General features: G+C 39.1%; 14 protein-coding genes. 4 read left to right on the top strand and 10 right to left on the bottom strand.

All coding sequences use genetic code 11. From position 1 onward, the window contains the following. Nucleotides 1-165: 165 nt before the first annotated feature. On the top strand, nucleotides 166-1,695 hold the full coding sequence (locus BW961_RS04885) for an amidase (RefSeq protein WP_068581442.1): 1,530 nt from the start codon (nucleotides 166-168) through the stop codon (nucleotides 1,693-1,695). A 108-nt stretch (nucleotides 1,696-1,803) separates the two neighbouring features. Here the strand turns inward: BW961_RS04885 and BW961_RS04880 are convergent, their stop codons facing one another. Next, nucleotides 1,804-2,622 (bottom strand): SDR family oxidoreductase, encoded by an 819-nt coding sequence (locus tag BW961_RS04880; protein WP_068581437.1) that lies wholly within the window; start codon nucleotides 2,620-2,622, stop codon nucleotides 1,804-1,806. Between the two features lie 225 nt (nucleotides 2,623-2,847). Continuing rightward, nucleotides 2,848-3,378: a PadR family transcriptional regulator gene (locus tag BW961_RS04875; RefSeq protein WP_083714054.1), complete on the bottom strand. Its 531-nt coding sequence runs from the start codon at nucleotides 3,376-3,378 to the stop codon at nucleotides 2,848-2,850. 461 nt (nucleotides 3,379-3,839) lie between these two features. Between BW961_RS04875 and BW961_RS04865 the strand changes: the two genes are divergently transcribed. Further along, the gene (locus BW961_RS04865) at nucleotides 3,840-4,583 is read left to right on the top strand and encodes a YheC/YheD family protein (protein WP_068581432.1); all 744 of its coding nucleotides are present in this window, start codon (nucleotides 3,840-3,842) and stop codon (nucleotides 4,581-4,583) included. A 194-nt stretch (nucleotides 4,584-4,777) separates the two neighbouring features. Here BW961_RS04865 and BW961_RS04860 read toward each other — a convergent pair whose 3' ends face one another. The 3 genes from BW961_RS04860 to gpmA form a co-directional block, all read right to left on the bottom strand. After that, the gene (locus BW961_RS04860; protein WP_068581429.1) at nucleotides 4,778-5,803 is read right to left on the bottom strand and encodes an NADP-dependent oxidoreductase; all 1,026 of its coding nucleotides are present in this window, start codon (nucleotides 5,801-5,803) and stop codon (nucleotides 4,778-4,780) included. 130 nt (nucleotides 5,804-5,933) lie between these two features. Next, nucleotides 5,934-6,230 (bottom strand): ArsR/SmtB family transcription factor, encoded by a 297-nt coding sequence (locus BW961_RS04855; protein WP_068581426.1) that lies wholly within the window; start codon nucleotides 6,228-6,230, stop codon nucleotides 5,934-5,936. Nucleotides 6,231-6,316: 86 nt separating this feature from the next. Then, nucleotides 6,317-7,006, bottom strand: coding sequence for a 2,3-diphosphoglycerate-dependent phosphoglycerate mutase (gpmA, locus tag BW961_RS04850; protein ID WP_068581423.1), 690 nt, complete (start codon nucleotides 7,004-7,006; stop codon nucleotides 6,317-6,319). Between the two features lie 198 nt (nucleotides 7,007-7,204). On the opposite strand from gpmA, the gene BW961_RS04845 reads away from it, so the two are divergent. After that, complete coding sequence (locus BW961_RS04845; RefSeq protein WP_068581421.1) at nucleotides 7,205-7,768, top strand: GNAT family N-acetyltransferase; 564 nt, start codon at nucleotides 7,205-7,207, stop codon at nucleotides 7,766-7,768. Between the two features lie 119 nt (nucleotides 7,769-7,887). On the opposite strand, the gene BW961_RS04840 is transcribed toward BW961_RS04845, so the two are convergent. The 3 genes from BW961_RS04840 to BW961_RS04830 form a co-directional block, all read right to left on the bottom strand. Beyond that, on the bottom strand, nucleotides 7,888-9,288 hold the full coding sequence (locus BW961_RS04840; RefSeq protein WP_068581929.1) for a protoporphyrinogen oxidase: 1,401 nt from the start codon (nucleotides 9,286-9,288) through the stop codon (nucleotides 7,888-7,890). Between the two features lie 161 nt (nucleotides 9,289-9,449). Continuing rightward, a complete protein-coding gene (locus BW961_RS04835) occupies nucleotides 9,450-9,818 on the bottom strand; it encodes a potassium channel family protein (RefSeq protein ID WP_068581418.1) in 369 nt (122 codons plus the stop codon). A 99-nt stretch (nucleotides 9,819-9,917) separates the two neighbouring features. Continuing rightward, nucleotides 9,918-11,060, bottom strand: a complete 1,143-nt coding sequence (locus BW961_RS04830; RefSeq protein ID WP_082867364.1) for a serine hydrolase domain-containing protein — start codon at nucleotides 11,058-11,060, stop codon at nucleotides 9,918-9,920. 223 nt (nucleotides 11,061-11,283) lie between these two features. On the opposite strand from BW961_RS04830, the gene BW961_RS04825 reads away from it, so the two are divergent. Next, complete coding sequence (locus tag BW961_RS04825; protein WP_068581415.1) at nucleotides 11,284-12,018, top strand: class I SAM-dependent methyltransferase; 735 nt, start codon at nucleotides 11,284-11,286, stop codon at nucleotides 12,016-12,018. Nucleotides 12,019-12,209: 191 nt separating this feature from the next. Here the strand turns inward: BW961_RS04825 and BW961_RS04820 are convergent, their stop codons facing one another. Next, nucleotides 12,210-12,584 carry a DoxX family protein gene (locus tag BW961_RS04820; RefSeq protein WP_068581412.1) on the bottom strand — a complete coding sequence of 125 codons (375 nt, stop codon included), beginning with the start codon at nucleotides 12,582-12,584 and terminating at the stop codon, nucleotides 12,210-12,212. A 158-nt stretch (nucleotides 12,585-12,742) separates the two neighbouring features. Next, nucleotides 12,743-13,180: an RrF2 family transcriptional regulator gene (locus tag BW961_RS04815; protein WP_068581409.1), complete on the bottom strand. Its 438-nt coding sequence runs from the start codon at nucleotides 13,178-13,180 to the stop codon at nucleotides 12,743-12,745. Between the last annotated feature and the right edge of the window lie 152 nt (nucleotides 13,181-13,332).

The following is a 13,332-nucleotide window of genomic DNA, read 5'->3' as shown; positions in this document are numbered from 1 at the left end:
TTTATTTACATATATAATAAATAATGTTTTTTTATTTTCTTCTATCAACAGATTGTATGATTAGAAGAAGCTTGTTTTTCAACAACAAAACAATATAATATTTTAATGTAGAATAAATTGGAATTAAATAGTTCTTTATGTAAATTCAAACCTGGAGGGGCAATCATGGAATTATACCGTCTGTCAGCCAATGATCTCGCAAAAGGAATACGAAATAAAGAATTTACTTCAGTCCAAGTTGTCCAATCGTTTATTGAAAGAATTCAAAGAGTCAATAAAGATATCAACGCTATTGCCATTATGATGTTCGAGAATGCAATTTCAGAAGCTATCACGTGTGATCAAATGCTTGCTAATGGGGAACTTAGAGGACCACTTCACGGTGTCCCTGTAACCATCAAAGAAAGCATCCATTTGGTAGGAACTCCTTCCACGTGGGGAATAGAGGGGAAAGATGAATTAATAGCGGAAGATGATCCCTCTGTGGCAAGACTTAAGAAAGCAGGCGCTATCATTCTCGCTAAGACTAACGCCATGCAACTATTAATGGGGTGCGAAACGTTCAATCCGATCTATGGCAGAACAAATAATCCTTGGAATCTCGAGAGAACTTCTGGAGGTAGTTCAGGTGGAGAAGGTGCCGCTATAGCGTACCTGTGTTCATCACTTGGGTTAGGTACAGATATTGGGGGGAGCATCCGAACGCCTGCCCATTTTTGTGGAATTCATGGATTAAAACCTACGCCAGGAATCATTCCACAGCACCCACCACAAGGGATATCTCATATTCAAAGGGAAGCCAGTTCAATGTCTTCTATTGGACCTTTGGCAAGAACTGTTGGCGATTTAACACTCGCATTTGAGATTTTATCTGAACAAACAATGAACATCCAAAGGATTAAGGGTCTGAAGATTGGCGTGTGGACGAATGATCATATTCTCCCTCCCTCCCCTTCTATAACAAGAATTATAAAAGAAGCTGGGCATGTATTAGAAGAAGCAGGTGCAGAAGTAGTCCCGTATGAACTGCCTCAGATTAAAGAAAACATGCAGTATTTCTTTGGCATGATGTGCGGTGATGGGGGCAAAGGTATCGATCAGACGATGGGACTCTCTAAACAAGAATATCCAATCCAAAAAATACGTAACGTTCAGAAAATGGGGAATATCAAAAGGAAATTAGCTGTATCGGCACTTAAATTATTGAAACAAGAAATCGTCAGTTCAGTTATCCTCCCTTTTACAGGTGCTAAAACAAAAGAAGAATATCAAGAACTTGTATCCCGCCGAGAGGAATATCAAGCACTCATTCTAAATGATCTACGCGACAACAATATAGATGCCCTTATCTGCCCTATCTTCCCTACGCCAGCTCTATATCACAATGGATCTAAGAATCTTTCATATGAGGGTGCCTATAACTCTCTTATTAATTTCTTAGGTTTTCCAGCAGGAGCATTTGCGTATAGTTTCGTCAGAGACGGTGAAGAAATGATTGAACGCGATCCAACAGATAAGGTACTCCATGCAGCCATGGAAGCAGAAAAAAACTCCGTAGGACTTCCCGTTGGTTTGCAAGTCGTCTCCATACCGCATCATGAAAATATCGTGTTATCCATCATGGATCATCTAGAACAATCCTCTCAACTAAGAAGTGATTACCCTCCCAAAGAAAGCATTGTCGTATTCAAATAAATTGAAATAGGGTGAAAAATAGAACCAACCCTGAGGGCTGATTCTATTTTTTTGTGTTCAAACTTATACAATGATGACTTATGTAATAATGACTTCAAATTTCCTTGCTTAAGCAAAATGCTGATATATGTTACTTAAATACTCTTCCTCATCCGTATTTTCCTTCATGTTAATAAGCATTTTGGCATCTTCTCCAACAACATATCGGAATTGGCTTGTGCCGTCTGTGGCGGCTTGATATATTGTTTCCGCAACAAGTTCAGGTGGAGAAGCGTATGCTGGATCTTTTTCCATTTCTCCCAATTTACCCAGAAATGCTGTTGTAAACGGCTTATAGTCCGTTAATTCATCATTAAAAAAGAACTCCATTGATCTTCCGCCAAAATCCGTGTTAATCGCACCTGGTTCAATCAACTTTACTTTGATGTTTTGTGAAGATAGTTCATATAATACGGATTCAGAAAAACCTTCTACTGCGAATTTAGTTGAATGATATAGAGACATCGTAGGAAAGGTGACTTTGCCTCCCATAGAAGAAATATTGATTAGCATGCCTTCATGATTGGATCTGAAATGTGGCAACATGGCCTTCGTCATGTTGATCAACCCAAACACATTCACTTCAAATTGTCTTCTAATCTGCTCATCCGTTGCTACTTCAATGAGGCCCATCGTTCCATATCCGGCATTATTGAGAAGAACGTCAATTGTTCCACATCGTTGTATCGCTTCCTCTAATGCAGTTTGAATCGTATCATTGTTCTCAACATCTAGTCTTAATACTAGAACATTGCTTAGCGTATTGAGTTCAGTTTCTTGTTCAGGTGTACGCATCGTGGCTACTACGTTCCATCCTCTTTCAGCAAAGTGTTTAACTGTAGCTCTTCCAATACCTGATGACGCACCCGTGATAAATATTGTTTTCATAATAATTCCTCCTAAAAGTTTTATGAGCGTTACTCCTTGATTATGGTTCGAATAAAACTTACTTCGTAAGCATTCGCTAAAAGTTTTGTTTGTGTTACTTCAGTGATTAATCTTCATACAAAACTTACTTCGTAAGCATGTATTTTAAGTTTTATGAGCGCTACTCCTTGATTATGGTTCGAATAAAACTTACTTCGTAAGCATGTGCTTTTAGTTTAATGAGCGCTACTCTTGAGCTAACTGCTCCATACTTACTAATCCCACGGCAATGGTCTCAAGTTTTGCTTTATATTCTTCAATCCCAATCTGGATGCAGATGATCTGTGCTGGATGCATTTCATCTTTATGAAGCGAATACTGCTCACACAATTGATTTAACTTCTGCTGTGAATCCTCCTGTACTTGCTTCAACCAGATAATTATCTTGTCATAGCCAACGAATTCTCCAAAGTAAAGTCGCATCATAAAATCCGATTTTTTTATACTGTCTCCCTTTAGTGGTCCTTGTAAATACGCATTAAAACATGCTCGTCCTTTATCTGTTATGTTTAAAATATTCTTGTTAGGCTTCCCGTCCTGTAGCACAATTTCCTTAGTTATCAATTCCTCTTTCTCCATTCGGGTAAGCGTGGGATAAATCGTTCCATAACTAGAACTGAAGAAATTTGAGAATACATTCTCCAATAACTGTTTTATTTCGTATCCAGTTAACGATTCTTTCATAAGCATGCCTAATATTACATCCTGACTGTTCACACTAAGACCTCCTTGTCATTTAGATATATTTGTAAATCATTTCGATATTAATATATCAGTCCGATATATATCTTGTCAACATATAATCAGAGGTCGAAAATTACTTTGTTACTCATTTTATTAACAAAAAAATAGATAGATCCATCAGAATATATTTGATTCTCTACCCATTTTTCTTACTTTATTTACAATTTCACAACGCCATTTGTATTAACAATGGTTAATGTGAACCTATCAGGTTTAATCGGAAATTTCACACGAATAACTCCACAGGAGCAAGCATTGTTTCTTCCTCATTCACCCAACCTTCTCTATTACCTAGGATTAAGTTTTTAATTTTGACAGCTGTTGGACTAGTACGTTTTGAAAATGGTAGTACGCGAAGCAATATTTCATAAGAATGGATATTAGCCCTCATCCAGATAAGTGATCCCGAATATTCTAGGGATGGAGGTGGGTGAATGAAACATAAATTCATCAGAAGCAAAATGAAAAAAGGCAAGCCCCTGCTAAATGATCGCATCCTTTCCCGTCACGTTCCTGTAACCCATTGGTATCATGATTCCACGCTAACCAGAATGCTCAGGACATACCCTGTATTATATATTAAGCCCGATAACGGTTCCGCCGGAACTGGGATCATCCGGGTCAAGAGGCTTAATCGTTCAAAATGCTTGATTTCATATAAAACCATGTCAAAAGTCTGCTCCAACAGAAACACCGTATTCGAAGTAGTAAAGAGAATGCGTCGTGGTAAAAAATATATTATTCAGCAAGGGATCTCTCTGGCAACCTATCGAAATAGACCCTTTGATCTGTGGATTGTTCTCCAGAAGCCCTCCAAGCGCTGGTTACTTACATGGATGAGCGCCAAGGTCGCACCAAGGTCCAATTCCATCGTCACAAATGTAGCCAAAGGAGCTCGGGATGCAAGAATCAAGGAAATCCTTCGAGGGGCTGACCAACCGCTGAACGTACCGCGGGTTCTGGGGAAGTTAAGTGACGTCTCCTACCAAATCGCACGTAAGTTAGGCTCTCGCTTCTCATTTCGAATCCTCGGATTAGATATGGGTATCGATAAGAAAGGTAAAGTGTGGTTTATCGAGGCTAACACCAAACCTAACTTTCACGGATTGAAGAAGCTTGATCCCATCCAATTCCGAAGATATCTTCGTGCAAAAAAGCGAATAAAAGCAAGTCGATGAAGATGAACAATTACTAGGTATTAGTTCTACCCCGTATAGATAGGACGGTCTCAATTTCCATAAGTTTCACCAAGTTAAACAAATAAAAAGAATGAGCAACACGAAGTGTGGTTAGCACTTTACGCTGCTCATTCTATAAATTAAATGAATAACATTGTATTCATTTTTCATATTTAATAGCCATTATTATGAAATTATTCTTTCGAATCGCTTACCTTAACGAGCATTTTGCCTAGATTAGTTCCTTGGAACAATTGAAGAAATGCGTCAATCGCGTTGTCGAAACCTTCCACAATCGTCTCTTCATACTTTAGTTTACCTTGTGACAGCCATTGTCCAAGCTCCTGAAGTCCTTCCGGATGTCTAGCTGTAAAGTCGCTAAGCACGAATCCTTTAATAAGGGAGCGAGTCTTGATCAATTTAGTTAAAATACGTGGGCCTATGTCACCATCCGTACTGTTGTAAGAAGAGATGGCTCCGCATAATGGAATCCGCGCATAATCATTTAGTACATTCATCACAGCATCCGAGATGGTTCCACCTACATTGTCAAAATACACATCGACTCCGTTTGGACATGCTTCTTTCAGCGCCTGATCGAGGTTTGTAGTTGTTTTATAGTTAATAACTTCATCAAACCCAAGTTCATTCTTCAAATAGGTACATTTCTCATCAGATCCTGCGATTCCTACGACACGTGTTCCTTTGATTTTGGCAATCTGTCCAACAAGCATACCCACAGCACCCGCAGCGCCAGACACCACAACCGTCTCACCTGCTTTCGGCTGACCAATATCTAGTAAACCGAAATAAGCAGTGAGACCCGTCAAACCTAGAACACTTAAGTATGCTGACACTGGAGCTAAAGACTCATCAATTTTGCGAATCGTATTAGCATTCACTGTGTTGTACAATTGCCATCCCAACATGCCAATAATTTTGTCTCCTGCTTTGAACAGATCAGACTTGGATTCCACAATTTCTCCTACAATTCCGCCAGTAATGACTTCATTAAGGTTATAAGCTGGGATATATGATTTAGCATCGTTCATTCTTCCACGCATATAGGGATCCACGGACAAGTACATCGTACGAACGACAACCTGACCCTCTTGTGCTTCGCTAACTGGAATCTCTTTGAATTCGAAGTTTTGCTCGGTTGGCATGCCTACAGGACGTGTTGCCAAGAGGATTTGTTTGTTAGTATATTGTTGGTTCATATGATCACTACTCCATTTATGTTTATTTTTTCTGAAAATTAATTAACTGCTCATGACTATCGAATTCCTATAATATGATAGTTTTAAAACTTTCAAATTATAACACAAAAATTACGGGTCTCCAGACATATTATAAACTGTCCAAGAAACCCGGTAAAAATTCAGTGAACGTATCTTCTCTTAACTGGCCCTTCTTATTCTGTCCATTTCGAATGACGGATACAAGATCAGCTTCATATAAAATCTTGAGATGGTAAGACACATTCGATTTATCCATTCCCATCGATTCACCGATGGATCCACATGTGTTGTTCTCCCCATGGAGGTGAAGATATCGAACCATTTCAATTCGCTTCACTTCTGCTAATGCTTTGAAAATCTTTGCCTTCTTCTCATCATCTTTTAAAGAATATTGTTCGATAGTCATACAACTATTGTATTCTTCTAGTAATCTTAAGTCAACTTATCTAAGAAATACACTATTCTAATATCCAATCAGTTCGTCTAACTCAGTTACATTCCCAAATAGTAATGTCTTATTGGTTTGCATTCGTCATCCAATTCATACACTAGTGGTATGCCCGTTGGAATGTTCAAATCTGCTATCCCGTCTGAAGGAATGTTGTCCAGATATTGAACAAGTCCTCTAATGGTATTGCCATGAGCCGATATGATGATTTGTTGATTAGAGAGTATCGATGATTTAATGACTTCTTGCCAGTATTGTAGAACTCTTCGCTCTGTATCTTCCAAGTTTTCTGTTAAAGGAACCTGCTCGACTATGTCTTTGTACCTTGGATCAAGTCCATCATATCTCGTATCACTTCGTTCAAGCGCAGGTGGCCTTACGTCGACAGATCTTCTCCAGAGACGGACTTGTTCTTCGCCATATTTAGTAGCTGTCTCCGCTTTATTCAACCCTTGAAGGGCGCCATAATGCCTTTCATTCAACATCCATGATTTATGTACAGGGATCCACATCAAATTCATCTCATCTAATATGATCCATAACGTTCTTATCGCTCGTTTGAGTACTGAAGTGTATGCGACATCGAACGTATAGCCATTATCTCTCAAGATTTCTCCCGCTTTTCTTGCTTCAATTAGACCATTTGATGATAGATCAACATCCGTCCATCCCGTAAATCTATTTTCCAAATTCCACTCACTTTGACCATGACGAACAAGAACGATTTTTCGCATCATAACACTCCTTTTTTGGTTGTTTAATGAATCTAATTTCACTTATTCCCTGATCCACACCCTATTATATCGTAGTGTAAGATAAAATCCGATTAATATGCTCGATGGACAGAATATCTTATTACGATAAGTGGATAGTTATGTATCTCAGCCCATAAAGCGTATAATAAAATACATCCTAGCGAAAAGAGGCACAACATGATTCGGCCAGCACACATCAGAGACATGAACGAAATTTGCGAATTAATTTTTTTCATTATGCAGGACAAGCAGTCCTATTTCACCGAGAATTTCCCTAAAGATACAGTCATGTCATTCATTAAACATTTGTATGTTCAGGATATGAGTTATTTCAGTTATAAATTTATTATTGTTCAAGACATAGGCGCTAGGATTGCTGGTATTGCCTTAGGTTATGATGGGATACTGAACACAGAATTCCAGAAACAATGGGAACCTTCTGTTGAGGATTACTTTGGAAAAGATGAGGATGAATTTGAGAGCAGCGAAGCACAACATGACGAATTCCATCTCGATACGTTGGCTGTGGTCGAAACCTTCCGTGGACAAGGCATCGGGTCGAGTTTGTTGACTGCAGTTGAGCAAATTGCACGTCTTCAAGGGCATCGTAAGTTCTCGCTCAATGTATCCCAAGATAATCCAAGTGCCCAGAAATTATATGAGAAACATGGTTTCGTCATGGATTCTTCTTTCCATATCTCAGAACACTTATATTTCCACATGATTAAGCCAATTATGTAAGAATCTGAAAGCTGCATTGTGGGCATGATATATCTTACAGTACTCCTCCCAGTACATGACAAGAGCCGGCGTATGCCGGCTCTTGTCATGTACCCTATCTATATTCCCACGAATACATTCTATATCGAATTCGAGATCATTTGCTCCATAATAATCCCGGCAGTTTTCTCGCCATTTGCGATACAATCCGGAATACCCACACCATAATAAGAACATCCGGCTAGGATGACATTTGGATAGTGACTCGCCATTTTTTGCTCAAGAGATTCTACGATTTGATGATGTCGAATATGGTAATTCGGCATTGTATTATGCCACTTGGTCACATCGTAAGTTATCGGATTAGCGGTAATACCAAGACTAATCTGTATATCTTGTAGCGCTACCTGCTGAAGTTCCTCTTCAGAGAGCTTAATTAGCGTATCATAATGAGGTCCTGAACTTTTATAAAAGAGTCTAACGAGTAATCGTTGATGTTCAGACGTATGTCCCCATTTACGGCTTGTCCACGTACAAGCATGACACTTCACATCATCACTATTAGCTGTGATGAATCCTGTTCCATCCGCAGGCAGTTGACTGTCTGGGATATCGAAACCTAGGTAAACACTGATTAGTGAACTATTCACTAACTGATTGAAATCCTCATTCAAGCTCTCATCTTGAAGTAATGCCTGTGCTGTATTATGCATTGTACTTAGTACAACCGTGTCTGCTTCAAGAGTACGGCCGTTCACGAGTGTTACTTGGTATTGATCTCCTTGTTTTTCAATCCGTTCTGCATAAATCCCTTTGATAATCTCGGCATCAGACAAATGCTCTTCCATCGCGTCAATCAGAGCCGATACCCCACCCTTGAAAGACATGAACTTCTTATCACCATTCCCTTGGAACTTGAGCTTATTAGCAGATAAACCTTGAATAATACTGCCATATTCATTCTTGTAATCGATTAAATAAGGAAGCGTTGAAGCAATCGTAAGATCATCTAGATTTCCTGAATAAACACCGGAGAGAACTGGTGAAATTTGTTTTTCTACAAGTTCTTTTCCAAAGAATGCTTCTAAGAAATCACCTACAGAATCATCCTTCGTGAACTTATCATTTGGGGTGTAGAAATCTTTCAGTGCTTCAACTTTGCCTTCGGCAGAGATCAGTTCCGAATTGGCAAGTGACTCAATAGTTAATGGAATTCCAAATACAGAATCCTTCGGGATTTGCTTAAGTTTACCTTCCGTATAAATAAAAGATGTCCCCGTTGCGTTATATACAACCTCATCTTGAAGACCCAACTCTTCAATAAGGGGAGCGACATTGGTCTTACGCGTTACAATAGAATCCGCACCAGACTCCATCGTGAATTCTCCCTCATGAAGCGTTCGAACCTTTCCACCTAATCTATTATTAGCTTCAACGAGTACAATGTTAACGTCCAAGTTGTTTCTTAGTATATGTTTCTGTAAATAGTACGCGGTGGACAATCCAGTTATTCCCCCACCAATTACGACGACTGTTCTCAAATTCAAGACACCTACTTCCTTCATTAATAGCTGTTTCAATACAATTGAGTACATTATAACATAGGGAATTAATTGAAAATGTATACAGAGCGTGACGTTAATCTAACATTAAAAAAACCGCGAAATTCGCGGTCGTCCGAGTCCTTGGAATATGACCCTGATTATTTATATTTCTTCTGAAGAAGAACTTGTTCTTGCTCTTCTTCCTTCTGACTACTCTTAATGATAGCGTAAGCGATATGTCCCATCATTCCTAAGAACAAACCTGTTCCAACGATTATATAAATCATAGTAAACACTTTGCCAAGAGATGTCTGGGGTTCAAAGCTCGGATGCCCAACGGTACTTAGCGTAACTACGCAGAAGTACAACGCGTCCATGATGGAGAGCCCTTCCTCTTTACTGTAGAAGAGTGTTCCCGAGATAAGCATAAGGACAATCAAAAAGAATAACACTTGGAAATTTTTAAGCTTAAATGCATGAAATATGCCGCTCAAAAGACGTTTCGCTGTAAGTAAAAAAGAAATCATAGATGTACACCTCTCTCAAACGAGTCAAACATACACATAGTATGAAATTGCAATAAATTCACGCTTTCTCATAAACTCAATGGTTCATATTATAACATCTTACACCAAGCTCGACCAGATGATCTGCTTCGTACCTAGAACTGACTCAGGCACCCAAGAATAAATCGATGGTACGAAGAAAACGACAACCAATTTCTCAACTGGATCAACGAAGAATCCTGATCTACCCGCTCCTTCCAGTTGGAAGGTCCCCTCTGACTCATAGACAAGATGATTAATTGCAAGGTCAAATCCTAAAGCGTGACCTTTATCCTTGATTTGACCACCCCAATGATAAGCTGGAACGTTGAACAGATGACGTCGGGTCATTAGATCCACAGATTTCCTTCCCAGAATACGCTCCCCTTCAAGTGTCCCTCCATTCAGTAGCATTTGCCCGAACCGCCACAGATCATAAAGGGTAGAATACAGGCCACCGTCGGAACGTGGAGGATTAATTGTATTATCGTCTCGCACTCTCAATCTCTCGATATCCGATGCTTCTACCGAACACACCTCCGAATGTAAATGATCAGGCACGTCAAAGAATGTTCGTGTCATCCCTAATGGGTGAATAATGTTCTGTAACACATAGTCTTCATATTTCATACCTGACACGCGAGAGACAATCTCTCCGAGTAATGCGAAGCCCACTGATGAGTAATTATAAGCATCCTCAGGTTGGCAAATTAGTGGCCCCTGCAAGACTTTTCGGATCCAATTCTCCATCCCGTTAGCTCCCCACCAGTCTCGCGGATAGGGTTCATTATAATAACCTGTCACTGGCAGAATACCGGAAGTATGCGTCAATAAGTGAAACAGGGTAATATCTTTATGTACAGGCGTATTGAACTCTTCCAATATAGTAGATACGGGTTGATCAATGTAGAGTTGACCATCCTCAATCAATTTCACGATACATACACTTGTGAACGCTTTCGTGATTGAAGAAATCTTTCGTATCGAGTCGGGTTGCAAGTCCCCCTTGTCTATCGTTCCATGAAGTCTGCCCATCGATTTCCATGCTGCGATCTTCCCATGTCGTGCAATAAGATAACTCGCTGCTTGAATTTTGTCTAGCTTAATTAGATAGTGAAAGTGACTATCCAGTTTATTCAATTGTCGGGCGTCCATTTCTACTGTCTCGGGTGCTACATCCAATTCTCCTTCAGTTGTTCTCAGGTTGATCATCAAGTTACTCATTGGCTATACTCACTCCCTTGAAATTCTAACAATGGGTATATTCTACATTAGTCATTCTTCTTACGTCCATATAGGTCTTATCAATTCGTTTCTTAGTATAAGATTTCATTGATTTGTATCATAACTCACACACTATATTAAATGGATTCACACCCTTACAATGAGTATAATGACATAAGAAATATATAGAATTCGAATTACGAATGTAGGAGATGTATACCAGATGAAACAAAACAAATATGATGATTCAAATTTCTTTTCCGATTATAAGCAAATGGCTCGTTCAATCAAAGGCCTTGAAGGTGCAGGCGAATGGCATGTATTAAAAGCATTAATACCAGAATTGCAGGATAAAAGTGTGCTAGATCTTGGGTGTGGTTTCGGGTGGCATTGTCTATACGCTCGGGAACAACAGGCAAGTTCAGTTATAGGTGTAGATATTTCTGAAAACATGCTTCAAAAGGCTCGTGAACAAACGAATGATCCTGCCATTTCTTATGTGCAATTGCCGATTGAAGACATCGAATTCTCAAATTCACAATTTGATGTGGTGATTAGTTCGTTGGCTTTCCACTATATCGAATCATTCGCAGATATTAGCAAAAAAGTGTATGCATATCTGAAACCAGGCGGTACTTTCTTATTTTCCGTCGAACATCCTATTTTCACTTCTCGTGATGAACAAGATTGGCACTATGATGGTCAAGGAAATCCTCAACATTGGCCAGTAGATCAATATCAATCAGAAGGTGTACGCACAACATCATTCTTAGCACCCGATGTTATTAAATATCATCGCACAATCTCTACCTATATGAATGACATCATTGAGGCTGGATTTGTAATAAAAGCAGTTAAAGAACCTATGCCATCCGATGAAATGTTGAAGAGTGATCCACTGATGCAACATGAGAATCGTAGACCTATGTTCTTGATTATTTCTGCAGTAAAAGCGTGAGCTTCGAACGAGTAGGATCACAATTAATCTTTCATATGATCATTTCTAGCAGTTATTACTAAATTAACTAACTATTGAATATAACGATGAAAAAACCAAGCGCTATGATGCTTGGTTTTTTCATCATTCATTAACATTTTTTCACACTAATTTACCAAATGGTTCACATTTTTTATTTAATACATTGTCAGTTAATTAAATCCAGGGAAATCAGAAAGATCGGATAAGCAGTTCAAGAATACAGCAATAGATAATATGACTAGAAATATGATGGGAAACGTTTGTTTCAACGAATCCTTAACACGAAGGTGAGTCAATATCCCTCCAATAGAGGTAATACCAAGCACCAATGCCCCTGCAGCTGTCCAGCTTGGATCCCAGTAACCAACAATTAGTGCAGCAGCACCGACGAGTTCAATGAATCCCGTTATAACGCGAAACCATTGCGGTAACCGCCAATGTTTAAAATTTTCAACATGCATCTTTAACCCTGTTATCTTTCCGAATCCAGCCATCAAGAACATAAGTCCAAGTATTCCTTGCAGTATGAATGTTACAATATCCAATTTGATCTCCCCCTTTTTTAATGCAACCTGTACAGGCACATTAAATATTAAAATATAATTGCAGTCGTAACTGCAACTCATTCAAGCACATTATAATCAGTTTCTAGTCGTTTGACTAGTACTTAAATAGTATGAATTAATTACGAACATACATAAACTTAAATCGTGAAAAATTCAACTTGGTTCATAACATCCGCAATGGTATATTTCCCTAAATACTCAATGGTCTGCTTTTCAGCTTCATAGAGAATTCGCTCTAATTCCACGTCTAGTTGTTCCGCAGCTGCGCCACAGCCTACATCAACCTCTGGTTCTACTGGCCCTGTACTTACTGCTGAGTAAATGTCGCCTAACGTAATCTGATCTGCTCGCTTTCGTAAGGTATAACCACCCTCACGTCCTCCCTTGGATTCCACGATATCTGCTATCGCTAATGCTTGCATCACTCTACGCATAAAAGTTGCATGCGAATCCACTTGGTCTGCGATCATGGCGCTCGATAGTATACTGCCGCTTTTAGCTAACCAGACAATCGAATGAACGGCTATTTTAAAACGAGGAGGTCCAATGTTTACTCCGCGATTTGCTGTACTCATGAATATCACTCCTATAGGGTTCCTTGTAATCATTCTAGCTTAACAAGTCTTAATTATTTATTGCAATTTCAATAAGCACATTATAGGACATTATCTATTCGTGTTCAAGGAAGCATAATAAAGAACCTGGCAGAATTCGACTACCAGGTTTT

The organism is Paenibacillus macquariensis (assembly GCF_900156375.1).
Lineage (GTDB): Bacteria > Bacillota > Bacilli > Paenibacillales > Paenibacillaceae > Paenibacillus_AQ > Paenibacillus_AQ macquariensis.
Note: the sequence above shows the minus strand (reverse complement) of the source record. Positions and strands in the feature narration are given on the sequence as shown.

What these genes read in the sequence shown, in the direction of transcription:
- BW961_RS04885 (WP_068581442.1), top strand. Translation starts at nt 166, where the DNA reads ATGGAATTATACCGTCTGTCAGCCAATGATCTCGCAAAAGGAATACGA.
- BW961_RS04880 (WP_068581437.1), bottom strand. Translation starts at nt 2,622, where the DNA reads ATGAAAACAATATTTATCACGGGTGCGTCATCAGGTATTGGAAGAGCT.
- BW961_RS04865 (WP_068581432.1), top strand. Translation starts at nt 3,840, where the DNA reads ATGAAACATAAATTCATCAGAAGCAAAATGAAAAAAGGCAAGCCCCTG.
- BW961_RS04860 (WP_068581429.1), bottom strand. Translation starts at nt 5,803, where the DNA reads ATGAACCAACAATATACTAACAAACAAATCCTCTTGGCAACACGTCCT.
- BW961_RS04855 (WP_068581426.1), bottom strand. Translation starts at nt 6,230, where the DNA reads ATGACTATCGAACAATATTCTTTAAAAGATGATGAGAAGAAGGCAAAG.
- gpmA (WP_068581423.1), bottom strand. Translation starts at nt 7,006, where the DNA reads ATGCGAAAAATCGTTCTTGTTCGTCATGGTCAAAGTGAGTGGAATTTG.
- BW961_RS04845 (WP_068581421.1), top strand. Translation starts at nt 7,205, where the DNA reads ATGATTCGGCCAGCACACATCAGAGACATGAACGAAATTTGCGAATTA.
- BW961_RS04835 (WP_068581418.1), bottom strand. Translation starts at nt 9,818, where the DNA reads ATGATTTCTTTTTTACTTACAGCGAAACGTCTTTTGAGCGGCATATTT.
- BW961_RS04830 (WP_082867364.1), bottom strand. Translation starts at nt 11,060, where the DNA reads ATGAGTAACTTGATGATCAACCTGAGAACAACTGAAGGAGAATTGGAT.
- BW961_RS04825 (WP_068581415.1), top strand. Translation starts at nt 11,284, where the DNA reads ATGAAACAAAACAAATATGATGATTCAAATTTCTTTTCCGATTATAAG.
- BW961_RS04815 (WP_068581409.1), bottom strand. Translation starts at nt 13,180, where the DNA reads ATGAGTACAGCAAATCGCGGAGTAAACATTGGACCTCCTCGTTTTAAA.